This window comes from Streptomyces sp. NPDC039424 (genome assembly GCF_055639495.1).
In genome coordinates, this window is sequence record NZ_JBVKAI010000006.1 from 104,923 (window position 1) to 129,118 (window position 24,196).

At 70.1% G+C, this 24,196-nt stretch carries 20 protein-coding genes and 1 pseudogene; 8 read left to right on the forward strand and 13 right to left on the reverse strand.

Annotated features, from left to right (window positions below):
• Nucleotides 1–16 precede the first annotated feature (16 nt).
• On the forward strand, nt 17–688 hold the full coding sequence (locus tag ACZ7L0_RS17400) for a hypothetical protein (protein ID WP_471243316.1): 672 nt from the start codon (nt 17–19) through the stop codon (nt 686–688).
• Nucleotides 689–705: 17 nt separating this feature from the next.
• Here ACZ7L0_RS17400 and ACZ7L0_RS17405 read toward each other — a convergent pair whose 3' ends face one another.
• From ACZ7L0_RS17405 to ACZ7L0_RS17440, 8 genes are all read right to left on the reverse strand, one after another.
• Nucleotides 706–1,752, reverse strand: coding sequence for a glycosyltransferase family 2 protein (locus ACZ7L0_RS17405; RefSeq protein WP_471243317.1), 1,047 nt, complete (start codon nt 1,750–1,752; stop codon nt 706–708).
• A 74-nt stretch (nt 1,753–1,826) separates the two neighbouring features.
• Nucleotides 1,827–5,432, reverse strand: a complete 3,606-nt coding sequence (locus ACZ7L0_RS17410) for a DUF4082 domain-containing protein (protein ID WP_471243318.1) — start codon at nt 5,430–5,432, stop codon at nt 1,827–1,829.
• Nucleotides 5,433–5,505: 73 nt separating this feature from the next.
• Nucleotides 5,506–6,624, reverse strand: coding sequence for a DegT/DnrJ/EryC1/StrS family aminotransferase (locus ACZ7L0_RS17415; RefSeq protein ID WP_471243319.1), 1,119 nt, complete (start codon nt 6,622–6,624; stop codon nt 5,506–5,508).
• The gene (locus tag ACZ7L0_RS17420; RefSeq protein ID WP_471243320.1) at nt 6,621–7,328 is read right to left on the reverse strand and encodes an acetyltransferase; all 708 of its coding nucleotides are present in this window, start codon (nt 7,326–7,328) and stop codon (nt 6,621–6,623) included. The genes ACZ7L0_RS17415 and ACZ7L0_RS17420 overlap by 4 nt, the downstream gene beginning before the upstream one ends.
• Entirely contained in the window at nt 7,325–8,464 is a 1,140-nt protein-coding gene (locus ACZ7L0_RS17425; protein ID WP_471243321.1) for a DegT/DnrJ/EryC1/StrS family aminotransferase, read from the reverse strand. Before ACZ7L0_RS17425 ends, ACZ7L0_RS17420 begins: the two co-directional genes overlap by 4 nt.
• Complete coding sequence (locus ACZ7L0_RS17430) at nt 8,461–9,435, reverse strand: SDR family NAD(P)-dependent oxidoreductase (RefSeq protein ID WP_471243322.1); 975 nt, start codon at nt 9,433–9,435, stop codon at nt 8,461–8,463. The genes ACZ7L0_RS17425 and ACZ7L0_RS17430 overlap by 4 nt, the downstream gene beginning before the upstream one ends.
• A 31-nt stretch (nt 9,436–9,466) precedes the next feature.
• Complete coding sequence (locus tag ACZ7L0_RS17435; protein ID WP_471243323.1) at nt 9,467–10,516, reverse strand: Gfo/Idh/MocA family protein; 1,050 nt, start codon at nt 10,514–10,516, stop codon at nt 9,467–9,469.
• Nucleotides 10,517–10,539: 23 nt separating this feature from the next.
• Nucleotides 10,540–11,979 (reverse strand): exopolysaccharide biosynthesis polyprenyl glycosylphosphotransferase, encoded by a 1,440-nt coding sequence (locus ACZ7L0_RS17440; protein WP_471243324.1) that lies wholly within the window; start codon nt 11,977–11,979, stop codon nt 10,540–10,542.
• 285 nt (nt 11,980–12,264) lie between these two features.
• Here ACZ7L0_RS17440 and ACZ7L0_RS17445 point away from each other — a divergent pair, with 285 nt between their 5' ends.
• The 3 genes from ACZ7L0_RS17445 to ACZ7L0_RS17455 all read left to right on the forward strand — a co-directional run bounded on the left by ACZ7L0_RS17445 (nt 12,265) and on the right by ACZ7L0_RS17455 (nt 15,552).
• Entirely contained in the window at nt 12,265–13,116 is an 852-nt protein-coding gene (locus ACZ7L0_RS17445) for a glycosyltransferase family 2 protein (RefSeq protein ID WP_471243325.1), read from the forward strand.
• Nucleotides 13,117–13,141: 25 nt separating this feature from the next.
• Nucleotides 13,142–14,455, forward strand: a complete 1,314-nt coding sequence (locus ACZ7L0_RS17450) for an MFS transporter (protein ID WP_471243326.1) — start codon at nt 13,142–13,144, stop codon at nt 14,453–14,455.
• A gap of 74 nt (nt 14,456–14,529) precedes the next feature.
• A complete protein-coding gene (locus ACZ7L0_RS17455; protein WP_471243327.1) occupies nt 14,530–15,552 on the forward strand; it encodes a TolB family protein in 1,023 nt (340 codons plus the stop codon).
• 111 nt (nt 15,553–15,663) lie between these two features.
• Here the strand turns inward: ACZ7L0_RS17455 and ACZ7L0_RS17460 are convergent, their stop codons facing one another.
• The 5 genes and pseudogenes from ACZ7L0_RS17460 to ACZ7L0_RS17480 all read right to left on the reverse strand — a co-directional run bounded on the left by ACZ7L0_RS17460 (nt 15,664) and on the right by ACZ7L0_RS17480 (nt 19,952).
• Nucleotides 15,664–16,698: a DUF6215 domain-containing protein gene (locus tag ACZ7L0_RS17460; protein ID WP_471243328.1), complete on the reverse strand. Its 1,035-nt coding sequence runs from the start codon at nt 16,696–16,698 to the stop codon at nt 15,664–15,666.
• A gap of 102 nt (nt 16,699–16,800) precedes the next feature.
• Nucleotides 16,801–17,694, reverse strand: a pseudogene (locus ACZ7L0_RS17465) (IS982 family transposase).
• A gap of 41 nt (nt 17,695–17,735) precedes the next feature.
• Nucleotides 17,736–18,230, reverse strand: a complete 495-nt coding sequence (locus tag ACZ7L0_RS17470; protein ID WP_471243329.1) for a DUF3995 domain-containing protein — start codon at nt 18,228–18,230, stop codon at nt 17,736–17,738.
• A 116-nt stretch (nt 18,231–18,346) separates the two neighbouring features.
• The gene (locus ACZ7L0_RS17475) at nt 18,347–18,799 is read right to left on the reverse strand and encodes a DUF6191 domain-containing protein (RefSeq protein ID WP_471243330.1); all 453 of its coding nucleotides are present in this window, start codon (nt 18,797–18,799) and stop codon (nt 18,347–18,349) included.
• 106 nt (nt 18,800–18,905) lie between these two features.
• Complete coding sequence (locus tag ACZ7L0_RS17480) at nt 18,906–19,952, reverse strand: GlxA family transcriptional regulator (protein WP_471243331.1); 1,047 nt, start codon at nt 19,950–19,952, stop codon at nt 18,906–18,908.
• Between the two features lie 139 nt (nt 19,953–20,091).
• Here ACZ7L0_RS17480 and ACZ7L0_RS17485 point away from each other — a divergent pair, with 139 nt between their 5' ends.
• The 4 genes from ACZ7L0_RS17485 (at nt 20,092) to ACZ7L0_RS17500 (ending at nt 24,159) form a co-directional block, all read left to right on the forward strand.
• Entirely contained in the window at nt 20,092–21,153 is a 1,062-nt protein-coding gene (locus tag ACZ7L0_RS17485) for a dienelactone hydrolase family protein (protein ID WP_471243332.1), read from the forward strand.
• 34 nt (nt 21,154–21,187) lie between these two features.
• Entirely contained in the window at nt 21,188–22,153 is a 966-nt protein-coding gene (locus ACZ7L0_RS17490) for an SDR family NAD(P)-dependent oxidoreductase (protein WP_471243333.1), read from the forward strand.
• 652 nt (nt 22,154–22,805) lie between these two features.
• Nucleotides 22,806–23,594, forward strand: coding sequence for an alpha/beta fold hydrolase (locus ACZ7L0_RS17495; protein ID WP_471243334.1), 789 nt, complete (start codon nt 22,806–22,808; stop codon nt 23,592–23,594).
• 253 nt (nt 23,595–23,847) lie between these two features.
• Nucleotides 23,848–24,159, forward strand: coding sequence for a hypothetical protein (locus ACZ7L0_RS17500; protein WP_471243335.1), 312 nt, complete (start codon nt 23,848–23,850; stop codon nt 24,157–24,159).
• Nucleotides 24,160–24,196: the final 37 nt, after the last annotated feature.

Below are 24,196 nucleotides of genomic sequence, written 5' to 3' on the forward strand. Positions count from 1 at the left end.
GACGGAAGGATTCCCTGTGTCGCCTCGTGACGTCGCCGAAGCGCTGCTCCGCCGCTGGTACGTGCTGCTGCTCGCGCTCGCGCTGACGGCCGCCGGAGCCTACAAAGTGCTGCACCCCGCCCCGCAGTACCTGAGTTCGGCGGTGGTCGTCCTCAAACCGCCCGTGACGGGAAACCAGCCGAACCAGCTGACGAATCTCCAGCCGCCGCTCGCCACACTGTCGTACGGGGTCATCCAGCAGCTCGAGTCGCCCGCCGGGCGCGAGGAGCTGGACGCCGTCGGCGTGCACGGGACGTACCAGCTGATCCCGCGCAACAGCGGCACCAGTGCGACGCCGCGCTATCTGATCCCTTCGGTACAGGTGCAGGCGCGGCGGGCCGGCGCGGTCGAGGCCGACACGGCGGTCAGCAAGGTCATCGAGGTCTACACCAAGCATGTGGCGGACGTGCAGGATGCTCAGGGGATCGCCCCCGGATCGCGGATCAGCGCGTCCGTCCTGGTCGCGCCGAGCGCCGTCCCGGTGCAGGGCACCAGGACCCGTGCACTGGCGGGTACGGCACTGCTGGGCGGGACCGCCGGGACCCTGGGTGCCCTGTGGTTCGACCAGTACGCGCTGCGGCGCAGGAAGCGCAAGGACGGCTCCCCGGACCCGGTCCGCCGCACCGCCGGAGTTCCGGTGGCCAACTGAGCTGAACTGATCGTGCATCAGATACCGCGGCGCTTCCACGACTCCCACCACAGCCACTCCCGTCCGCGCTCGGCCACGGCCGACCACACCAGGGGCTGCAGATACGGCATGGCCTTCGGCCCGATGCGTCTGCGCAGCCGCAGCGCCCGGTACTCGGGCAGCGCCGCGTATCCGGGCAGGCACTTCTCGGCGAACGCCACGCATTCGTCGACCGGTACGGCTCCGGTACGGCCCCGGTCGTAGGCCCGGTAGGCCCGGCGCAGGGCGTAGCGGGCGAGGCGGGTGTGGACCTGGTCGGCCAGTCGGTCGGCGTCGGGCAGCCGGTCTCCGCACTTGGCGAGCACCGAGTCGAAGGCGACGAGGCGTTGGCGCAGGTCGTCGAGGTGGCCGCCGAAGTCGGTGGTGGACATGTTCTTGCCGTGGACGCGGTAGAAGGCCTGGTCGGCGCCGCGTATGTAGCCGATGTCGGCGTGGGCGGCGAGCCGCATCCACATCTCGATGTCGCCGGCGTGCGGCAGAGCGGGGTCGTAACCGCCGACCTTGTGCTGAAGTCCGGTGCGGACGACGACCTCCGGCGAGGTGATGCATCCGGTGCCCTCGCGGAAGCGCCGCTCCAGCCACCACTGGCCAGGGTAGACGACCGAACCGGTGCTCTGGGTACGGGCCTTGGGCAGCGGGCCGCCGTGCTGGAAGCGCAGGGGACGTCCGTAGGCGAACCCCGCCTCGGGGTGGGCGTCCAGGAGCGCGGCGGCGCGGACCAGCGCGCCCGGGACCAGCCGGTCGTCGGCGGAGAGGAGGGCCACGTAGTCGCCGTCGGCCCATTCCAGGAGGCCTTCGTTGTACGTGGCGATGTGGCCCTTGTTGGTCTCGTGGACGTGGACCTCGATACGCGGGTCGGAGGCGGCCAGCTTGAGCGCGACCTCCGCCGAGTCGTCGGGCGAGGCGTCGTCGATGATCAGGACCCGGATGTCGACGCCGTCCTGCTCGTCCAGGACGCTGCTCACGCAGTCGGCGAGGAAATGGCCGTACTTGTAGCAGGGGATCACAACACTGACGCTGCTCATCGGTGGGGAAGCCAATCCCCGTCGGCGGTCCGCGCCCCGCTGGGCGCGGACCACCGACGGTGTGTGGGGACGGGTCAGTTCTTCTTCTTGAAGACGGTCTTGCTGGTCAGCGTCCAGCTGTGGGACTTCGCCGTGTGGCGGTGCTTGTCCTTGGCCGTGGCCGTGATCTTGAACCGGGTGCCGTCCGGCAACGGGGCGGAGAGATGGACGGTCGCCTTGTGGGTCGCCCGGTTGTAGGAGACGACGGCCGTGACGTGGAGTTTCCTGGCGGCGGCCGCGTCACGGCCCGACAGGATGGTCACGGTCGCCTTGACGGACGACACCGCCGCCTCGGCCGGCACGGCAAGGACGAGGGCGCTCGCCGCGTCGGCGGTGTGCGCCACCGAGGACGCGGTCACCTCCGAAGTGGCGGCCGTCGCCAGGGACGCTCTCGGGTCGTCGGCGGTGAAGACGGGGCCGACCCAGTAGTTCGCGGATCCGTAGGAACCGCCCGGGAAGGCCGGGTCGGTGCCGTACTTGTAGAGCCCGTTGTGGTGCGTGGTGGTGTCGGCCGTGCCCGTCAGCGGATAGGACTTGTGGGCCGCGGCGAAGTAGCCGCCGTCCACCGCGTAGTTGCCGTTCGGCGCGTGGTAGGAGACGACGTACGGGGTGTCGCCGGTGATCGCCACCGGGGTGGCGAAGGTCAGCGTCTGCCAGCCGGAGGCCGTCTCGCCCGTGAAGGTGCCGCTGGCGAGCAGCGTGCCTCCGTCGGTCCACAGGCTTCCGGTGTGGGTGCCCGTGTTGCCGTTGCCCTTGTAGAAGGTGACACCGGTGACCCAGCCGGCCGCCGACGACGTGAACCGGGTGCCCAGCTCCACGGAGTTGGGGTCGGCGGTCATGTCGGTGTTCGCCGGCACGGCGGAGGAACTCCACAGCGTGCAGGGGCAGGTGACCGCCGGCGGGGTGGAACTGGTGGTGAACGTCCAGGTCACCGGGTCCGCCATGGCGTTGCCCCACACGTCGGAAGCCTTGGCGGAGGCGGTGTAGGTGGTATGCAGCTCCAGCTCCGTGGACGGAGTGAAGGTCGCCTTGTTCGACGCGGGGATGGTGACGGCCCCCGGCACGGTGTTGCCGTCCGGGTCCTTCACGGTGAACGTCACGCTGTCGGTGTCGACGGCCGAGCTGAAGGTGGCCGACACCGGTGCCGTGATCGACGCGCCGGTCGCCCCGGAGGTCGGGGACGTCGAGGAGACGGTGGGCGGGGTCGTGCTGGCCGCCGAGGTGTCCAGCACCACGTCGACCCAGTAGTTGCTGCCCGAGGACTGCGAGGACGGGAAGGCGCTGGTCGAGCCGTAGTGGTAGACGCCGTTGCCGCCGTCGGTGCCGGTCTTCAGGGCCGTCAGCGGAGCCAGGCCGGCGTCGCTGCCCGCGAAGGAGGTGTCGTAGGAGTATCCGCCGTTGGGGGCGAAGTACGAGGCGACATAGGTGGTGTTGGCCTTGACGGTGACCGGGGTGGAGAAGTTCAGCTGCTGCCAGCCGGAGGCCGTCTCGCCGGTGAAGGTGCCGGTGGCCAGTCGGGTGCCGGAGGCGGTCCACAGGCTGCCGGTGTGGGTGCCGGTGTTGACGGGCGACTTGTAGAAGCGGACGCCGGTGACCGATCCGGCCACGGTGGTACGGAACTTGACGCCGAGCTCCACCGAGCCGCCGTCGCCGGCGTTGACCGTGCCGGGCACGGCCGAGGCCGGCCAGATGGTGCAGGGGCAGGCCTGGGGGCCGACGGTCAGCGGGATGGTGGTGACGGAGCCGATGTTGACGCTGTCGTCGCTCGCGCGGACCTTGATGGACGCGGAACCCGGGGTCGTGGGCGTCCAGCTGTAGCTCCAGGACGAAAGACCCTTGGCGGCCTGCCAGGTCGATCCGCCGTCGGTGGACACCTCCACACGGGCCACCACTCCCCCACCGGAGTCGGTGGTGGTGCCGGTGATGGTGACAGGCTTCAGCGCCGGGACGGTGGCCCCCGCGGCCGGGCTGGTCACGGTGACCGTCGGGCCGGTGGTGTCGGTGGAGGCGGTGGCGGCGACGAGGTTGCTCTGCAGGGACTTCGGCCGGACCCCCATGTCGGCCAGGATGTTCACCGTTGCCTGCTGCATACGGGAGTCCTCGGTGACCACCGTGTCATCGGGATCGTAGGTGGGCACGTTGATCAGGCCCCACGACCACTGCACGGTGCCGGTCCCGAACACCAGGGCCCCGGAGTCCTGGTCGCGGAACTCGACGAGATTGTGCGTCGCCGTGCCGTTGCCGTACAGGTTGCCCCAGTCCAGACGGTACGTGCCGTCGGTGATGTCCACCGTCGTGGACGACACGTCGATCTGCCCGGCGGGTCTGGTGCTGTTGTCGAGGTCGCTGTCCCACTCGTAACCGAGCGTGCCGGTCGGGAAGGTTGCGGTCTGGCTGGAGGTGAGGTTGGCGATGGAGGTGTTGCGCCAGATCCGGTTCTTGCCGTACGAGCCGGGGACGGTGATCGCGTCGTTGCGGTAGCCGTTCGCCTGGAACATGGAGCCGGTGAGGATGTTCGGCGGCTGGTAGGTCTGGCCGTAGTTGGTGCTGGTCGGATCCATCCAGGTACCGGTCCAGGTGCCGCTGGGGTCGGCGATGCCGTTGCTGAACGCCATCTTGGTCATCTTGTAGCAGACCAGGGTGCGGCCGGCCGTGTTCGTGCCGTCGATGCTGGGGGCGAGCCGCGTCTTCCAGAAGACCTCGTTGCCGCTGAAGAAGCCCTGCTGCACGCCGGCCTTCCGGGCCGCCAGGACGTTGGAGTACTGGCTCTGTGTCCAGTACTCGTCATGGCCGGACGACACGTACACCTTGTGCTTCTTCAGCAGGGTCGCGCCACCCGCCGACGACACGTCCACGCCGGACAGATAGCTGACGTCGTAGCCGTTGCGCTCCAGCCAGGCCAGCATCATGTACTCGGAGCCGTAGATGCCGTTGTCGCCGCCGATGTCCAGCGGCCGGTTGTAGCTGACCTCGTAGGCGCGGCCGTCCGGCGCGGGCCCGGTGCCCCCGTACAGGTCCTGGCCGCCGTAGTCGTTGTACGCCTGCCAGGTCTGGTCGCTGGTCTGCACGACGATGTCAGAGGTGCTGGAGTCGTTGCGGACGACGAAGGGGTACGGCATGAGGCCGTCGCCGTCGGTCTGCGTGATGTTCGCGATGTAGAGGCCGGACACGGCGTCGCTGGGCACGGTCCAGGTCGCGGTCACCGGCCAGTTGCCGCAGTCGACCAGTCCGGTGCTGCTCTTGGTGGTGCAACTGGCGGCCTTGGACGTGTAGTTGGCCGGGTAGGTCACGGCCGCCTGGGCCGCGGTGGACATCTGACGCGCGCCGTCGCCGCCGTACCAGCCCAACCGGTAGATCTGGATGTTGTACGAGACCGGCGACTGCACCTTGAACTGGACGGTGTCACCGGCCTGGACGCTCTCCTTGGTGGAGAAGCCCTTGATGTCGCCGTAGGCGTTGGGCGAGAACCAGTCGGCCTTGGGGCTGCCCGTCTTGGAGTTCTCGCAGAGGACGGGGTTCGAGCCCGAACCGCACGGATCGGACGCCGCCTGGGCGGACCCGGCCAGCGGGAGCACCGCCAATATCAATGCCGCTACGACGGCGAGGCGCCCGCCCCGGATCCGTCTGCTCCAATTTTGCATGTGTACCTCTCAGCGGTGCTGTGCAGGGCCGCCCCGTGGGATCGGAGGTGGAGCGTGAAGCTCTGGGGACCGGTCAGCTGCCGAGCGCGTCGGCGAACGCGTCCACGACGCGCTGCTGCTGGTCGGGGGTGATCTGCGGATAGAGCGGCAGCGACAGGATCCGGTCCGCCGCCCCCTCCGCGTTCGGGAAGTCGCCACGGCTGTGGCCGAGATGGCGGTACGCCGGGGTGAGATGGACCGGGGCGGGATAGTGCACCCCGGCGCCGATGCCCTCGGCGTTGAGCTTGCCGACGATGTCGTCACGGTCGGCGCCGGTGACCTGCACGACGTACAGGTGCCAGACATGGACGTTGCCGGGTGCCGTGGCCGGGAGGACGACGCGTCCGGCGGCGGCGAGGTCGGCGAGCAGCGCGCCGTAGCGGGCCGCGGCCGCCCGCCGGGCCGCGTTGCCGCCCGCCAGCCGCGCCAGCTTCGCCCGCAGGACGACGGCCTGCAGGCCGTCCAGACGACTGTTGAACCCGGGTACGTCGTGGCGGTACTTGGCGACTCCGCCGTGGTTGGCGATCGCGCGCACCTGGCCGGCGAGTTCCTCGTCGTCGGTGAGCACCGCGCCCGCGTCGCCGTAGGCGCCCAGGTTCTTGCCCGGATAGAAGCTGGTGGCCGCGATGCCGCCGTTGCCCGGGGTGCGGCCTTCGCGGGTCGCGCCCTGGCACTGGGCGGCGTCCTCGACGACCCGTACGCCCTCGGGCAGCCGGCCGGTCAGCGCCGTGACGTCGGCCATCTGCCCGTAGAGATGGACTGGTACGACCGCGCGTGTGGCGGGGCCGACCGCGTCCAGTGCGGCCTGGGGGTCGAGCAGGTAGCTGTCGGGCAGGCAGTCCGCGAGGACCGGGCGCGCCCCGATCCTGGCCACCGCGCCGGCTGTGGCGATGAAGGTGTTGGCGGGAATCACGACCTCGTCGCCGGGGCCGACGCCGTGTACACGCAGGGCGAGTTCGACGGCATCGGTGCCGTTGGCGACGCCGACGCAGTGCGCGACGCCGCCGAAGTCCGCGTACTCGCGCTCGAAGCGGCGCACCTCGTCGCCGCCGACGAACGCGGTGTCGGCCAGGACCCTTTCGAATCCGGCCCGTACCTCGTCGGCGATGTCCTCGTGGGCCGCCTTGAGGTTCACAAGCGGAATCTGGTTCATGTCAGCGGTCCCCCCATTGTTCGCGTCACGAGTCCTGTTCGCGACGCGAGTTCGTCGAGCGCGGGCGCGTCCGCCGCCCGCAGCCGTCGGGCCGGGCTCCCCACCCAGACCTCGCCCGGCGGCACATCGCCGAGCACGGTGCTCCCCATCCCGACCAGCGACCAGGCGCCGACCGTCGTGCCCTCCCTGACCAAAGTCCCGGAGCCCACATAGGCGCCCTGTTCCAGCCGCGCGCCCCCGCCCAGGCGGACGCCGGACGCGATCGTGGCGTAGTCCTCGATGACGTCGTCATGGGTGAGGACCACATGGGGCATCACGGCGACATGCGCCCCCACCCGCACGGCGGCGGTCAGCGCGCAGTGCGCGAGCAGGACCGAGCCGGGGCCGACCTCGGAGGTCTCCGACACCGAAACCGTCGGGTGGATCACGGTGGCGTAGCGGTCCGCGGGCAGGGCGAGCCGGCCGACCAGGCGGGCGCGGGCCGCGTAGTCCCTGGGGTTGCCCACGCATATCACCACCCGCGCTCCGGGCAGGTCGTGGACCAGGTCGCAGCCGCCGAGGACCGGCACGCCGTCCACCTCGGTGCCGTGCAGGGCGGGGTTGTCGTCGAGGTGTCCGAGCACCTTGAACTCGTCCGCGTCCTCCACGGCCTGCACGGTCTCCCGGGCGAAGCCGCCCGCGCCGATGATCACAAGTTCGTTCATCTGCGGGCCTGTTCGCGCAGTGCCGTCACGACGCGGTCCTGCTGCGCCTCGGTCATCGTGTGGAACAGGGGCAGGATCAGCGAGTCGCGGGTGATGCGCTCGGTGACCGGCAGCGATGCGCGGGGGTGGTCCGCGTAGGCGGGTTCGAGGTGGGCGGCCATGATCCCGCGCCGGGCGGAGACGCCGGCCGCGGCGAGTGCGGCGAGCAGGTCGTCCCGGGCCGCGGGGAAGTCCGGGTCCAACAGCACCCAGTAGGACTGGAAGTTGCTCTGCCCGTGCGCGGGGTCGCGTACGGGGGTGAGGCCGGGGATGTCGTGCAGCAGCGCGTCGTACCGGGCCGCCAGCTCGCGGCGGCGGGCGATCATCGCGTCGAGTTTGCCGAGCTGGACCAGGCCGATGGCGGCCTGGACGTCTGTCATCCGGTAGTTGAAGCCGACTTCCAAGTAGCTTTCCAGGACCGGCTTGTCGCTCGCGTGGCGGTCTGCCGCCGATGCGTTCATGCCGTGCTCGCGCAGCCGGCGCAGCCGGGCCGCCCACTCGGCGTCGTCGGTGGTGATCATGCCGCCCTCGCCCGTGGTGAGGAGCTTGCGGGGGTGGAAGGACCATGCGGCGAGCAGCGCGCCGTGCCCCACGGGCTTGCCGCCGACGGTCGAGCCGATGGCGCAGGCCGCGTCCTCGACCAGGGGCAGGTCCCAGTCGGCGCAGGCGGCACGCAGGGCGTGCACGTCGGCCGGGACGCCGCCCTGGTGGACGGCGAGGACGGCCTTGGTGCGGGCGGTGCGGACCGCGTCCGCGGTGACCGGGGTCAGGTTGCCGGTGGCCGGGTCGACGTCGGCGAACACCGGCTCGGCACCGACGTACCGTACGGCGTTGGCGGTGGCGATGAACGACAGCGAGGGCACCGCGACCTCGTCGCCGGGCCCCAGTCCGAGCGCGACCAGCGACAGGTGCAGAGCGGTGGTGCAGGAGCTGACGGCGACGGCGTGCTCGGCGCCCACCCGCTCGGCGAAGGCCTTCTCGAAGGCGGCGACCCGGGGGCCCTGGGCGACCCATCCGGACAGCACCGCGGCGGAGGCGGCCTGGGCCTCTTCCTCTCCGAGCCAGGGGATCATCACCGGGATGCGGTCGGTGCTCACTTGGCCGCCTCCCGCTCCGCGCGCCACCACTCGACCAGGTCGCGCAGCCCCGTGCGCAGGTCGATCCGCGCCGTGAAGCCGAGCCGTTCGGCGGCCTGCGATGTGTCGGCGAGTCGCCGGGTCACCCCGTTCACCGCGCGGGCGGGCCCGTGCACCGGCTCCATGCCCTGTGCCCCCATCGCCTCCAGCAGGCCCTCGGCGAGTTCCTTGAGCGAGGTCTCCGTACCGCTGGCGATGTTGAACACCTCGTCGGTGAGGTCCGACTCGGCGGCCAGGACGTTGGCTCTCGCGATGTCGCGGACATCGACGAAGTCCATGGTCTGCGCGCCGTCACCGAGGATCAGCGGCGGCTCGCCCGCCTCGATACGCTCCATCCAGCGGATGAGCACCTCGGTGTAGAGGCCGTGGATGTCCATTCGGGGGCCGTAGACGTTGAAGTAGCGCAGTGCCACGTAGTCCAGTCCGTACATGGCGTGGAAGCTGCGCAGCATGCCCTCGTTGAAGGCCTTCGCGGCGCCGTAGAAGGTGTCGTTGTTGTACGGGTGGTGCCGCTCGGTCGTCGGGAAGGTCTCGGCCATGCCGTAGACGGACGCCGAGGACGAGGCGATCACCTTGGCGACCCCGGACTCGGCCGCCGCCTCCAGGACGTTGAAGGTGCCGTCGACCAGGACCTCGTTGGCGAGCCGGGGTTCCTCCGCACACTGGGTGATGCGGATCGCGGCGAGGTGGAACACCAAGTCGGCGCCCTCGGTGACCTTCCGTACGGTGTCGGCGTCCCGGACATCGCCCTCGACGATCTCCACCACACCGCTGGACAGGGCCTGGGCGAGGTTGGCCCGCCGGCCGCGCACGAAGGTGTCGAGTACGACGATCTCGCGGGCGCCGCCCTCGGCCAGCAGGTCGACGAGGTTGGAGCCGATGGTGCCCGCTCCCCCGGTGACCAGGATCTTCTTGCCTCGTACGCTGCTCAACTGCGTTGCCCTCTCGGTGAGTTGAATCCGCTCAACGCATGGCGCGCAGGCCGACGACCGCGCCCTTGAATTCGAGGCTTCGCGACGCCGCCTCCAGAATGTCCAGCACCCTGAGACCCGCCCGGCCGTCGGTCAGTGGCGTGCGGCCCTGTCTGATCGCGTCGCCGAACTCGTCGACCATGCTGCGCAGCGCTTCCTTCTCACCGATCGCGGGCGCGACCATGTCTCCGGAGCGGTACGAGATGAGCATGTCCCGGCGCTCGTCGGCGCCGATCTCCTGGGGCGAGGCCAGGTCCACGCCCCGGTCGAAGATCGCCACGCGCTGGGCGGGGTTGAGGTCGTCCCAGATCAGGGTGCGCTGGGAGCCGCCCACCATGGTGGTGCGCACCTTCGTCGGCGACAGCCAGTTGACGTGCACGTGGGCTATGGCCCCCGTGTTGAGCTGGAGCGTCAGATAGGCCACGCAGGCCTGTCCCGCTCCGATCGGATCGGCCCCGTGCGCGGCGACGGCGACCGGCTCGACGTTGTCCGGAAGGATGAAGTCCAGGATCGACAGGTCGTGCGGGGCCAGGTCCCACATCACATCGATGTCCTTCTGGACCAGCCCGAGGTTGATGCGGACCGAGTCGACGAAATGGATCTCGCCGAGTTCGCCGGAGCGGACCAGTTCGCGAATACGGCCCACCGCAGGGGTGTAGCAGTAGGTGTGGTCGCACATCAGGGTGAGGCCGCGTTCCTCGGCCTCGGTCACCAGGCGCATCCCGTCGGCGTAGGTCGCCGCGAGCGGCTTCTCCACGAGGACGTGCTTGCCGGCGCGCAGGGCGGCCAGGGCGATGTCGAGGTGGGTGCCGGCGGGCGTGGCCACGGCGACGGCGGCCACGGAGGGGTCGGCGAGGACGGCCGCGTAGTCCGCGGTGGCCTCGACCGTCGAGTAGCCGCCGAGGACCCCCCGTGCCCGGTCCACGTCGAGGTCGCACAGCCAGCGCAGCCGGAAACTGTCGCCGGCCTGGAAGTTGCGTACGAGGTTGGGGCCCCAGTAACCGGCCCCGACGACCGCGACCCCCAACGGCTCCTGCGTCACTGTCTTCCTCTTCCTCTGGTCCATCAGTAGGCCCCCGTTCCGCGCACCACCACGGCCCCGGTGCGCGCCAGGATCGACAGGTCCAGGCCCATCGACCAGTTGTCCACGTATCCGAGGTCGAGCCGGACCGCCTCGTCCCAGGGCAGGTCGGAGCGTCCGCTGACCTGCCACAGTCCGGTGAGACCGGGCTTCACCAGCAACCGGCGCTTGATGTCCGGCGGGTATTCCTCGACCTCCTCGGGCAGCGGCGGCCGGGGGCCGACGAGCGACATGTGGCCCTTGACGACGTTGACGAGTTGCGGGAGTTCGTCGAGCGAGCTGCGGCGCAGGAACGAGCCGACCCGGGTGATCCGCGGGTCCTCCCTCACCTTGAACAGCAGTCCGTCGCTGTTCTGGTTGAGGTGCTCCAGTTCCGTGCGGAGGGCCTCCGAGTCGGGCCGCATCGTGCGGAACTTCAGCATGGTGAAGTGGTCACCGTACCGGCCCACCCGCTGCTGCCGGAACAGGGCGGGGCCGGAGCTGTCCAGTCGGACGATCAGGGCGATCAGCAGCATCGGCAGCGCGAGGAGCAGCAGCAGCGCCGCGGCGAGGCAGCGATCCAGCAGTTCCTTCGGCAGCCGAGAGATCCGGGAGAGGTTCGGCGGCTTGATCCGCACCAACGGCACCCCGTTGGTGGGCCGTACCGCCAGCCGGGAGGCGGACACGTCGGTCAGCACGGGGGCCAGCAGGAAGTCGACGCCCTGCACGGCCGCGGTCCAGGACATCCGGCGCAGGACGGAGGCGTCGAGCTCGGGCGCGGGCAGCACCACCACGGTGTTTATGCCGAGGGCCCGGACGACGTCGTTCATGCCACCGACACCGCCGAGGGCGGGGAGCCCCAACTTGCGTATCTCCGGAGCGTTCTCTGGATCGGTCAGGCACACTCCGGCGGCCTGGAGTCTCGGTGTGCCGCCGCGCCTCAGCACCGCGACCAGCTCCGCGACGCCGCGCGACGGTCCGACCAGGAGCGTCGCGCTCCCGTCCCGGCTCCGGGCCCATCGCCGGTGCAGCCGGCGGCGCAGCGTGTACCGGGCCGCGAGGGCGATCACAGCAGCCGGCAAAGCCGCCATGATCATGTCATGAAGAAGGTTCGAATCGCGGGTGAACAGCCAGTACGCGACGGCTGCCAGCGCCGGCAGCGCGACGGCCCCCCGGAGCACCCGCCGGTACTCCTCGGTCCCCAGACCCAGCGTGCTGCGGTCGTAGGAACGATGGGCCAGCATGGCCACGATCCAGGTCGGGGGCAGCACCAGGGCCACCGCCCAGCGACCGTAGGCCGCGTGGATCAAGGAGGCCGCGGCAACGGCAGCGAGGCCGTCCGCGACCAGCAGGACGATGCGGTAGTTCTGTTCCCAACGTCTTCGGCGGCCATGTGGACTTCTTCGTTCCACAACCGCTTGTTCGTGCGTGACCTCAATGGTCATGCGCCCCCCACCACATGCGCGGCTAGCCCTGACCGAAGTGCCCCCGACACAGCGGCACTGGAAAGCGAGGGAGCTTCAGCGGTTCCCCAACCGCCTCACGCACCCAGCATGCTTGTACGTACTGCCTGTTCAGATCCGTTGGAAGCCGGGCCATGACCTGCAGCAAGAACGAGTTCCCCACCCAAACCGGTCCGGCGGTCCTCAATCTAGACCACGCGGCTCACTCTCGGGAACAGTTGGACGAAACGCATGTCGCAATAGTGACACCGACGGCATACTGCCCCCGTGACGAGCATCGTGATCCCGGCCCACAACGAGGCCCGAGTCATCGGCCGGCTCCTCGATTCACTGTTGGCTGATTCTTCTCCCGAGGACGACACCGACATCGTGGTCGTATGCAACGGCTGCACGGATGACACCGCGCGGATCGCGGCCGCCCGCGGCCCGCATGTCCGGGTGGTGGAGATACCCGTGCCCTCCAAGCACGCCGCGCTGCGGGCCGGCGACGACGACGCGCGCGGCTTCCCGCGCCTCTACGTGGACGCCGACGTCGTGATCGCGAGCGCCGACGTACGGGCGCTGACCGAGCCCCTGGCCGACGAGACCTCGGGCATCCTCGCCACCGCCCCCGAACGACGGATCCCGCTGGCCTCCTGCGCCTGGCGGGTGCGCGCCTACTACCAGGTGTGGCAGCGGCTGCCCGCCGTACGCGAAGGGCTGTTCGGCCGGGGCGTCATCGCGGTGTCCAAGGCCGGGCACGCCCGGATCGCCGCGCTGCCCCCGCTGATGGCGGACGACCTCGCCGCGTCCCTCGCGTTCACGCCGGAGGAACGGCTCGTGGTCGGCACGGCCGGCGTGGTGATCCAACCGCCGCGCACCTGGCAGGACTTGATCAAGCGGCGCATCCGGGCCGCGGTGTCCACCGCCCAGGTCGAACAGCATCAGGGGCCAGAAGGGGCCTCGGCGCGCACCAGCAAGGCCGACCTGAAAGCGCTGCTCCGCCGGGAGCCGAAGCTCTTCGTGGCTGTCGTGGTGTTCGCCGCGGCGGCGGTCGCCGCCCGGCGGGGGGCCGCGAAGGCCATCCGGGCACAGGACTTCGGCACCTGGCTACGGGACGAGAGCAGCCGGCAGAACTGACCCGCACCGCACCTGGAGTCCCAGCTTGTATCTCACCGACCGTTCCCAGCCTGCCGAGGCGGACACCGACCAGGACCGAAGACGCGGGCCGGGTCGCAGGGTCGCCCCGGTCGTGCTGGTGCTGGGCACGGTCAGTCTGATCACCGACATCTCCTCGGAGATGGTCACCGCCGTCCTGCCGCTCTACCTCGTCACCACGCTCGGCTTCAGCCCGCTGGGATTCGGCGCCCTCGACGGCGTCTACAACGGCGTCAGCGCACTGGTCCAGCTCACCGGCGGCCACCTCGCCGACCGCATGCGCAACCACAAGCTGCTGGCCGGGCTCGGCTACGGCCTGTCCGCGCTGTGCAAGCCGCTGCTCCTGTTCGCCGGCAGCATCGGCACGCTCGGCACTGTCCTCGCCCTCGAACGGACCGGCAAGGGCCTGCGCACCGCCCCGCGCGACGCGATGATCTCCCTGTCCACACCGGCCGGGAACCAGGGCCGCGCCTTCGGCGTGCACCGCGCGATGGACACCACCGGCGCGATGCTCGGCCCACTGGCGGCCTTCCTCATCCTGCGCGCGGCGGCCGACGGTTACGACGCGGTGTTCGGCGTGAGCGCGTGCGTCGCCGCGCTGGGCGTGCTCGTACTGATGCTGTTCGTGCCGGGCGGACGACAAGGCGCGCAGACCGACGAAGCGCGTACGACGGAAAAAGACGAAGCAGGCACGACGGAGAAAGTGGGTGTCCCGAACGGGAAGCCGCCGGTCCGCGGGCGGGAGGCGCTGGCGCTGCTACGCCTCCCCCGGCTCCGCGCGCTCGCCGGCTGTGCCGCGCTGCTCGGGCTGACCACCGTCAGCGACGCCTTCCTCTACCTGCTCCTGCAGCGGCGGGCCGGTGTCGGCGAGCAGTGGTTCACGCTGCTGCCACTGGGCACCGCCGCCGTGTTCCTGCTGCTGGCCGTGCCCGTCGGCGTGCTCGCCGACCGCATCGGACGGCGCATGGTGTTCCTCGCCGGACACGCGGCCCTGCTCACCGCCTACGCCCTCCTGCTCCGGGCCCCGGCCACCGCGGCCCTCGTCCCGCTCGTCCTCGCCCTGCACGGCACGTTCTACGCGGCGACCGACGGTGTGCTCCCCGCCGCCCTCGCCGGAATCGTGCCCGAGCGGCTGCGCGCCAGCGGTCTCGCCATCGTCGGCACCAGCCAGGCGCTGGCCCGGTTCTGCTGCTCGCTGGCCTTCGGAGCCGCCTGGACGATGTGGGGCGACGGCCCGGCACTGGCCGGCGCCGCGGTCGGCCTCCTCTGCTGCGCGGTCGTCGCGGGCACGGTGCTGCGCCCGGCCGACGGAAACGGATGACGACGACAGCAAGACCACGGCAGCAAGACCACGACAGCACGACCACCGCAGCGACAACAACCACGAGGATCCAGATGACATCGATGCACCGTCGCCTGCTCATACTCGTCGCGGCGGTCCTGGTGCTCGCGGGCGTGGGAACCGGTGTGGTCCTGCACGCCGCCGCCCGCGCGGACCGGGCGAACCAGCCGCACGCGGGCGACCCCACGGTCAGCGCGGGCCGGCTGACGCTCGGCCAGAAGAGCCGCCTGATGTTCGTCAACGGGGCCGCCGGCCCGCACCGCACAGCGGTCGCCTCGGTCCCGTCGGCCGACCCCGGGGGCGGCCGGACCGCCTCCGACCTGAAGTGCGCCCGCTTCTACGCGGCGGCCGGCACCGGCATCTGCCTCCAGTCCAACCCCGGCGTCCTCAAACAGAGCAACCGCGCCCTGCTCCTGGACGCCGGCCTGCGCACCAAGCGCACCTTCCCGCTCGCGGGCACCCCCAGCCGGGCCCGGGTCTCGCCCAACGGCCGCTTCGTCGCCTGGACCGTCTTCGTCTCGGGCGAGTCCTACTCGTCCGCCTTCTTCTCCACCCGGACCTCGGTCCTGGACACCCGCACCATGCGGCTGACGCCCAGCCTGGAGTCCTTCTCCATCATCAAGGACGGCACGTCCTACCACGCCTCGGACATCAACTTCTGGGGCGTCACCTTCGCCACCGACGACGACACCTTCTACGCCACCCTCAACACCGCCAACAAGACCTACCTGGTACGGGGTTCACTGTCCCGGCGTACGGTCACCACCCTGGTCGAGAACGTGGAGTGCCCCTCGCTCTCCCCCGACGGGACCCGGGTCGCCTTCAAGAAGCGGGTGTTGTCCCGTACCGACCTCTGGCACGAGTACGTCCTCGACCTGCGCACCCTGCGCGAGACGCCGCTCGCCGAACGCCACAGCGTCGACGACCAGGCCACCTGGCTCGACAACCGCACCGTCGCCTACGCCCTCCCCAGCAACGGCAGAGTCAACAGCACCGACCTGTGGACCGTGCCCGCCGACGGCACCGGAAAGCCCCGCCTGCTGATCGCGGGCGCGTCCTCTCCGGCGGTGCTGTAGGCCGGGGTGACCTCACCTCTCACCGGGGCGACGCGTCGATCCGGCTGACACAAGACGACGCCCCGCAAGCGAGCAGGATCCGGCAGGGTCACTGCTCACGAGGGGGCTGTCTCACCGCCCCGCCCGTTCGGAGATCGTCGGAAGAACCTTCTCAGCGATGTCGCGGAGAACGCTGTCGTCCGGGAGGGCTCCGGACGTGCTCCACACGGTGAAGTCGTAGTAGCCGCCCCGGTCCTTCCGGTCGAGGGCCACGGACAGCGTCCTGGCCAGGGGACCTTGTTCGACCGGTCCGCCGGATCCGCTGCTGCCGAGATTGATCTCGAGCTTCATGGTGTGATCCGAGGAGAAGACCGCGGGCCGCCCGAGCACCGTAAGGGTCTTGACGTCCTGCTCACCCCCGATCTTCATCAGCTTCACGTACTGAGCAGTCGACAGCTCGTTGTAAGTGGCCGAAACGTTCACGGTGTACGTCTCGAACGTGACCTCTGCCTCCGGCTGGGCGATTTTCCCATCAGTCAGGGGAGCGGTGTTGCTGGTGCCGGAAGCCGTGGTGGCGGTCTCTTCAGGCGTCCCAAGAAGCTGGGCCAGGTCGGGCCGGTTGAGCGCCTTGCACAACTCGTCACCGGTCACAGCCAGGGGCGTCTTGTCGTAGGCCTGCGGAAGCTCCTCGTGCTCCCCGGCCGAACAGGAGGCGGCCTGCGGCGTGCTGTCGTCGGACGGCAGCACGCGTGGCCCCAGCCACAGCGCACCCGCGAGTGCCCCGAACACGGCCACGGCTGCGACGGCCTGGCCCCACGCGTTGGGCTCCTTCTCCGAAGTGCCCGCGCCGGGACGCGGCCCAGCGACGGCCCGGGCTTCGGGCTGCGCCTGGGGCTGGGGCTGGGGCTGGGGCTGGGCGACAGCATCGACCGCCGCCTTGTCCGCGGATACCGCAGGACTCGGGTTCCGGCGTGCGCGCAACGCCCGCACCACCGCGTGGACGCGTATCGCGGTGAACACGAGGAACACCACGCCGAGACCGGCCGCGACCCGGTCGTGATCGCGGACGGCGAGATACATGATGCGTACGCCAAGAACGGACCCGATGGCAATGAGCAGGGGCTCGCGGACCCAGAAGGGCAGGAGACGGAGGAGGAAACCGAGCATCCGGCGATCTCACCACGTTCGCCGCGGCGGAAGCGACAGTTCCGAAAACGTGCAGGGCTTGTCAACAAGCGCCAAGGCACTAGACGATCAAGTCCGATGTGTTCAGTGGCCGCAGGCGATCAGGGATCGCATGGTTGGTGCTCCGGCCTTGTGGTTGCGCCCGATGGCCGTGGCAAGGGCCAAGACACGTTGGGCGACGCGAACGGCGACGCCCTCGTGGGTGCGGCCGCCGTGCTGTTCCAGGTCGAGCTGGCCCTTGAGGGTGTCGTTCACCGACTCGATCAACTGCCGTACCGACTTAAGCAGGCCCTCACCCTGGCGCTTCCTCTCCCGCTTGAACGAGGGCCGCAGCAGTTCGGTGTCGCGCATGGCGAGGTCGGTCTCGAACTGCTTGGAGGCAAAGCCCTTGTCTGCGATCAGCAGCAGACCGGGCCGGTCGGCCACCAGATCGGCGTCCAGGTCGAGCATGGCCTGAAGCACTTCGCGCTCGTCCAGCTTCGGGTTCGCCAGTGCCCACAGGATCGGCATGCCTACCGGGGTGCACACCAGGTACAGGCGCAGGCCCCAGAAGAACCGGGAATGGAGGCGCAGTACCCGTATCCGGCCCAGCCGGCCAGCTCTGACCGTTTCACCGTCAGCCGCGACATCCCGCTCGGGACCGGCGTGGAGTCCACGATCCAGTGGGTGTCGGAACCAGAAGTTTGTGTCGACGGCGAGCATCCGTATCGCCTTCTTCACCAGCGGCAACGCGCCTTTGAGGCGCTTGTTGTACCCGGACTGCTGTGGCAGATACGTGAACATCGACGCCAGGTGCCTGTTCGCGTACCGCAGCCAGCGCGTCTCAGAGTGGAAGCCGAGCAGTGCCTGGGCGACTGCGAGCGTGACCAATTCGGAGTCGGTCAGCTGCGGTGGCCTGCCCATCCAGCGGCCTGTCTCCAGCTCGTCGTCGATCTTCACGTACAGTGCGGCCAGCAGGGTGTTCAGCTCGTTCGTCACGCAATGATCTTGGATAGTCTGCTCGGGATCCCCGATGCCATTCAGGCGGTTCCCCCACTCGAACCGTCCGCTCTTCCGAACTGCCGAGCGGACAGGCCGAAGACGAGACCGCCGACCAGGAACCAGGGATTCCACAGCAGCAGTGTCCACAGTCGCTGTTCCGGGCTTACGTCTACCTCCTGGCCCGCTGTGTCGGTCAGCAACAACATCTCAACCGCGATGCCGCGCACCAGCAGTACAGCGCAAACAGACCAGCCCAGAGCCTTGACCACCCGTCCGGCCAGGCCACGGGGCCGAGGCCGGGTGAGAAGCCATCCCAGCACACCGCCGACTAGGCACAGCACCCCCACTCCCCACAAGCCCACCATCACGAACCACGCCGGGCGTTCCTCGGCCAGGGGCCCCGCCGAGACACTCAGACCCCAGTTGCCGCCCAGCGCCCAGTAGAAATGAAGCGTGGCGAAAGCGACCGCCCAGGTGCACGCGATACGCCCCCACACCCCAGCCTTTGTTCTGTCCTGCGGATCTTCATGCATAGTGAGGAGCGTGCCACTGCCGTGGCACGCCACTGTGAAAAGGGTGCGGATCCTTTGAGGGGAACGCCGCCTCGGTCTTACAGCTGCCCGGGCAAGGGAGCTTGCGATGGGGCTCCTCACGGTTGCTGCGCACCCCCGCGCGGCCGGTGAACGGCCTCGCGGTCGGGTGGGAGGACGATGCGGGCCGTGCCGCCGGCCAGGTCGATGCGCGTGTGCGGCGGGTCGCCGTCGTCCTGGTCGTCGCGGCGGTTCGCCTCATGTTGCTGCTGCTCGATCTCGATCGATTTGTTGCCGTTGAATATCAGGTCAAATTCGTTGAATGCGGACCCTGTCAAGGGGCGGAGCTCGGGACCACGGCCGCAGCGGAGGACGCTACGCCGCTTGGATCGCCGCATCATCAACTCGGCCGCGCCGCAGACGAACAGGACAAAGGCCAGCGCCGGAAGCGCGGCGCCCCACATAGCCAGCATGCGGGAGAAACGCGGCGCCTGCGTCGGAAGTTCCCGCGCTTTAGTTCGAGCCCCCGGCACGCCCGCCATACAGTTGGGTCGCCGCAGGCGATCGAACACATCGGACTTAATCGTCTAGGCCACCGCCGAGGTGGGTAACCGCGTCCTCCATCGGCAGTCCGGCAGTCCGGCAGTCCGGGCCAACGATCCGGTGATCGGACGGCACCTAGACGCCGTCGTCCGGGGCGGACGCCCGGGCCGTGCGGCGGAAAGCGGTCCGGTAGGCGCTCGGGCGGTGGCCGGTGTGGCGGGCGAAGAGGGCCGCGAAGGTGCCGGGGTCCTGGTAGCCGACGGCTGCGGCGACGGCGGCGACGGTGCGGTCGGTGGTCTCCAGTAGATGGCGGGCGCGGCGGACCCGGGAGGCCTGCAGATGGGCCAGTGGGCTGCGTCCGGTCTCTTCGGCGAAGCGGCGCAGCATCGTGCGGGTGCTGACCCCGAAGGCGTCCGCGAGCGCGGCGAGGTCGTACCGCTCGGCGAGGTTCTGGTCGAGCCGCCGCATGACCCGCTGGGAGAACCCCCGGCCGGGCTGTGGGAGGAGCCGCGGGTCGACGTACGGGGTCTGGGAGTTCCGCGCGTCGTCGACGAGCGCCAACCGTGCGGTGGTGCGGGCCACCCGGGCGCCGTTGTGTCGGCGGATCAGGTCCAGCGCGAAGTCGTACATGGCGCTGAAGGCGGCCGTGGTCGTGACCCCCGTGTCGGTGACGACCAGGTGTTCGGGCCGCACGTCGGCGTCCGGGCAGCGCCTGGCCAGTTCGCCGGCGTGCAGCCAGGAGGTGGTGGCCCGGCGCCGCTCGAGGAGCCCTGCCTCGGCGAGCAGGAACGCGCCGACGCAGAGGGAGACGATGGCGGTGCCGGCGGCGGCCTGCGCGCGGATCGCCGCGATCTCGGGGGCGAGTCGGGCGAGCCGCGCGTCGAGGTCCGTGTCCGGGTGCAGTTCGAAGCCGGGGACCACGAGAACGTCGACCTCGCACAAGGGACGCACGTCCAGGCTCGCGCCGCCCGAGGCGGTGATCCGGCGGCGAGGCGAGACGACCGACACCCGGTAACCGGGAGCGTCCGGTCCGGCGACATGGCCGGCCATCGTCAACAGGTCGGGGACGCCGAACACTTCGGACGCGAAGCAGTCCGGGTACGCCAGGACCCCGACCCGCAGTGCACCCGGCCCGGCGCCCGGCCCCGCACCCTGCTCCGCCTGCCGCGCCGCCTCCGCCATAGCTCCCGTACCCCCTGTTGTCCCCGGCCCGGCCCGCCGAGCACGCACCGCTCGCCTCCTTCGCGTGTGGCGAGATTACCTCTGGCCTTGGCGATCCCGCCCCTCACCCGGTGGCCGGCCCGGGGACCAGGCTGACCCCATGAGCGACGACGATCCGATCACCGACTTCACCCGCCGGAGCGTGGCCGTGGAGGGGGTGAAGAAGACGGTGTACGTGGCCGGGGCCGGGCCTGCGGTCGTGGTGCTGCCCGAGATGCCGGGCATCAGCCCCGACGTCCTGCGGCTCGCGCGCTGGGTGCGGGACGCGGGCTTCACCGTCCATGTGCCCTCCCTGTTCGGGACGGACGGCGCCTTCCCCACGGTCGAGGGCGGCCGGGAGGTCGTCCGCCGCGCCTGTGTCAGCGCGGAGTTCCGCGCCTTCGCCGGGGGCGGCACCAGCCCGGTGACGCTCTGGCTGCGCGGCCTGGCGCGCCAGGCCCACACCGCGTGCGGTGGGCCGGGGGTGGGCGCGATCGGCCTGTGCTTCACCGGCAACTTCGCCCTCACCATGGCCCTGGAGCCGGCGGTGATCGCCCCCGTGGTCAACCACCCGTCGCTGCCGCTCGACGACCCCGGCGGACTCGAACTCGACGCGGCGGACGCGCGCGCGGTGCGCGACCGGTTCGGCCGCGACGGACTCACCGTCCTCGCCTACCGCTTCGAGGGCGACCGCTGGTGCACGGGGCAGCGCTTCGCCGCCTACCGCGCGCTGCTCGGCGACGCCTTCGACGGGCGCGTCCTCCCGGACAGCGCCGCCAACCCGGCTCCGCCGCCCTTCTTCGCCGACCTGGTCGGCACCCCGCACAGCGTCGTCACCGCCCATCTCGTCGACGAGGCCGGCCACCCCACGGTCCGGCCCGCGACGAGATCCTCGCCTTCCTCACCGACCGCCTGCACCCGCACGGGAACCGACCGCTGCCCGCCACTTGACCGGGCCCTGATCCGCCGGCCACCCCTGGCAATCCAGCAGCGTTTCGCTATCTGGACTGGTCAGAGGCGTCGTCCGGAGGGGAACCATGAGCTCGACGAGCTCACGATGTTCCGTGACAATCGCGGCCCCAACGCTGCACCGCAGACGTTCGTGGTGGCGTGCTGGTCGGTTCCTGTGAGCTGGGTGGGCCGGGGTTTTCCCCTGCCCGCACCTTCGCGAGAGGCTGTTTGACTTAGAGAGCACTCGAATGCGTAGCGTTCCGGACATGAGCACTGCACAGCACAAGATCGGATCCGGCTTCAGCGCCACCAGCACCGCCGACGACGTCCTACAGGGCATCGATCTGACCGGAAAGCTCGCCCTAGTCACCGGCGGTTACTCGGGCATCGGCTTGGAGACCACTCGCTCGCTCGTCAAGGCCGGCGCCCACGTGGTCGTGCCCGCCCGCCGCCCGGTCACCGCCAAGCAGGCGCTGGCCGATATTCCCGGCGTCGAACTGGACGAGCTGGATCTCGGCGACCTGGAGAGCGTGCGCGGCTTCTCCGAGCGGTTCCTCGCCTCCGGACGGAACATCGACATCATGATCGACAGCGCCGGAATCATGGCGTGCCCCGAGACCCGGGTGGGGCCCGGCTGGGAAGCCCAGTTTGCCACCAACCACCTGGGTCACTTCGCCCTCGTCAACCGTCTGTGGCCCGCGATCGCGCCGGGCGGTGCCCGAGTCGTCTCCGTCTCCTCCCGCGGCCACCACTTCTCCGGCATCCGCTGGGACGACATCCACTGGCAGCACAGCTACGACAAGTGGGAGGCCTACGGCCAGGCCAAGACCGCCAACGTCCTGTTCGCCGTCCAGCTCGACAAGCTCGGCCGCGACGCCGGCGTCCGCGCCTTCGCCCTGCACCCCGGCGGCATCATCACCCCGCTCCAACGGCACCTGCCCAAGGAGGAGATGATCGAACGCGGCTGGATCGACGAGAACGGCAACGTGCTGAACCCCGAGGGCTTCAAGACCCCGCCGCAGGGTGCGGCCACCCAAGTATGGGCGGCGACCTCGCCCCAGCTGGACGGACTCGGTGGCGTCTACCTGGAAGACTGCGACATCGCTGAGCCCACGCCGGACAGCGACGAGCGCGTTGGCGTCAAGGACTGGGCGATCGACCCGGAACAAGCGGCTCGGCTGTGGGAGCTGTCGGCGGAACTGACGGGCGTCAACGCGTTCGCCACCGCTTAGAACTCTGCGGCACATCCCGCACGCCCACGCACCACCGCACACGGGCCCACCGGCACCGGCACGGCAGCCCGAACCCGCTCCCGTACCGGCTCTCACCTCGGCTCCGGCACTGACCGAGACGCCCGAATCCGAGACACCCGGGTCCGAGCCCTCGCCCAAGAATCCGGAGACGGCAGTAACCGGTGCCGGCCCGACCGCCCTCCCGTCCGGCCTGACCCACCGGCGGGCCCTGCTCGGCCTCGGCGGGGCCGCCGCCGCAGGGCTCGGCTTCGCCGGCTGGAAGTTCAGCGACGGCGGTTCCTCCGCCAAAGATTCCGAGGCCCTGCGCATCCCCCACGCCCACTCCCGCCGCCCCGTCGGCGTGGAGTGGTGGGGATTCGTCACGGACGGCCTCAGGTACGCGTCGCCGATCGTCGCTGTCGGCGTCGTCTACTCGTCATTCCTGAACCGCGAGGGCGCAGGGCCGAGCGCGGCGGGATCGAGATGCCGCAGCACGCCGCCGATACTCACGGCCGCTCCTGCCCCGTCTCACCGAAGACTGACAACTCATCGAAGCCTGAGCTACGCATCACGGCCCGAGAACGCCAGGATCCATACGAACGTCTTAGACATACGTATTGAACGAACGTATAGATCTCGCTATGGTGAAGCCATGGACACCGCCAGGCGCTCCGCGCTCACCATCGACGGCCGCACCCTCTCCTACGTGGACTTCGGCGGCCCGGGACGCCCACTGCTCGCTGTGCACGGACACATGTCCGCGGGCATGTCGTACGCCGATCTCGCCGCCCGCCTCGCCCCGCACTGGCGGGTCTTGGCGCCCGACCAGCGCGGCCACGGCGCCTCCGACCGGGCACCCGACTACAGCCGGGAGGGATACCTAGCCGACCTGGAAGCCCTCATGGACCACTTGGGCCTGGAGCGTGCCGCCCTGCTCGGCCACTCGCTCGGCGCGATCAACGCCTACCAGTTCGCCGCCCGCCACCCGGGCCGGGTCACCGCGCTGATCAACGCCGAGGGCTGCGCCGAGCTCGGCCTGGACGGCAGTAATCCACTGGCGTTCGTGCTGAACCTGCCGGACGGCACTGCTCCAAGCCGGGCCGCGTTCGTGGCGCAACTCGGCACCATGACACCGCACTTCGAGTCCGCCGTCCGTGAGCGACCGGACGGCACCTGGGGCCTGCACTTCCACCCACAGGACATCTACGAATCCGAGGATCAGGTGCACGGTGACCACTGGGCCGACTGGACCGGCTCCACCTGCCCTGCGCTGCTGGTGCGCGGCACCAAGGGCGGCCTGATCTCGGCGGATCAGGCAGACCAGATGGTCGCCCGACGGCCCGGCACCCGCCTCGCCGAGCTCCAGACGGACCACTTCGTGTACGCAAATGACCCGGCCGGCTTCGCGGACGCGGTCCGGGGCTTCCTCGCCCGGGTCTGACGCCCAGCCGGTGCCGGGTTCGAAGGGCGCCCACCCCGCACTCAAGATCAAAAATGCCTGACTCTCACGGCTCTGGGCCTCGTCAGAAACGGAGGTCCGCAGGAGTCGCGTAGACCAGGATGAGGGTTTCTGAACCGGGCTGAGGTGTGACGCGTACGATCCATTCGGGACTGATGAGACTCACCTGAGGCCGCGGAACGACCTGGTAGAGCGTTCGGCACCCTTTCTGCCCGAGGGCAGCGAGATCCGCCAGGTGTTCATCTGCCAGACCGCGCCAAACTTCGCCTTCTTCCTCATCACGTATCTCACAGGGCTCACGATGTTCTGGATCAAGTATCGCTGCGTCGCGGTCACCCAGGACGCGATCTACGTGCTGGAGAGCAGCAAGCGGTCGGGCGGTGCCAAGCCGGAGTCTCTGGTGGGCACGTTGCCACGCCACACCCGACTGGGGCCGGTCTCCGGTCGATGGGGCCAGGTGAACCTCCTCGCCGAGCGCCACTGGGTCCACAAGCGCTTCCACCGCGATATCGCTGCCGCCGACCATGAGGCCGGCCTTACGCGATGAAACACCGGCCGGGCCGATCGGTGCGCCCCATGTGCCG